This is a genomic window from Streptococcus sp. 2741 (assembly GCF_013276315.1).
Classification (GTDB): Bacteria; Bacillota; Bacilli; order Lactobacillales; family Streptococcaceae; genus Streptococcus; species Streptococcus pseudopneumoniae.
Genome location: NZ_VMKU01000077.1, coordinates 1 through 964, shown reverse-complemented (window position 1 = coordinate 964; position 964 = coordinate 1). Strand labels below are relative to the sequence as shown.

General features: G+C 40.8%; 1 pseudogene. It reads left to right on the top strand.

The features are described from left to right. A pseudogene (locus HT671_RS07935) lies at positions 1 to 892 on the top strand (ISNCY family transposase); the annotation flags it as partial. Positions 893 to 964 lie beyond the last annotated feature (72 nt).

Here is a 964-nt window from a genome sequence, read left to right as displayed (position 1 = left end):
TCATCTAAATGGAGGCTAGCCCTCATGCCTGGTTTGGAGCAGAAACCTCTAACTTACACCTAGCCATTGATGATGCTTCTGGCAATATCCTAGGCGCTTATTTTGATAAACAAGAGACCTTGAATGCTTACTATCATGTCCTCGAACAAATTTTAGACAACCACGGCATTCCCCTTCAAATCAAAACAGATAAAAGAACAGTCTTTACCTATCAAATCTCCAACTCTAAGAAAATGGAGGACGATACCCATACACAATTCGGATACGCCTGTCACCAACTGGGGATTCTCCTTGAGACAACCGCTATCCCTCAAGCTAAAGGGAGAGTCGAAAGACTCAATCAGGCACTACAATCTCGCCTGCCTATTGAACTGGAACGAAACAATATTCATACCTTGGAAGAAGCCAATACTTTCCTTATTTCCTACATTCAAACCTTTAATGAACAGTTTGGAAACAAGACAAAACTCTCTGTCTTTGAGGAGGCTCCTAAGCCCTCTGAACGAAATCTCATTCTGGCTAGACTGGCGGAGAGAGTCGTGGATCGTGGACACCATATCCGATTCCAAAATCGTTGCTATATCCCTGTTGAACAAGGAAAAGAAGTCTACTTCAGCAGAAAGACGAAAGCATTCGTTATAAAAGAAGTTGACGGTGACATCTACCTCAATATCGCTGACAAGATCTATCACACAAAGGAGCTACTAGTTCATGAACTCTATTCGAAAAACTTTGAATCAGAACCAGAACAAAAAAAGAAAGACGCAAGTATGTCCCTCCACAAACCCATCCGTGGAAACTCACATCTTTCAAACAATATCTTCAGAAAAATAAAAAGGATTATGAAGAGTTTACTAGTGAGGAGCTTCATTCTCCTCAGCTACAAGTATAATCTATTTCTCGCTAAATGGGAAGCTGTTCCTTAAAGGAAATCACTCTATCCCTTACATTTAGGAGAGAGAAA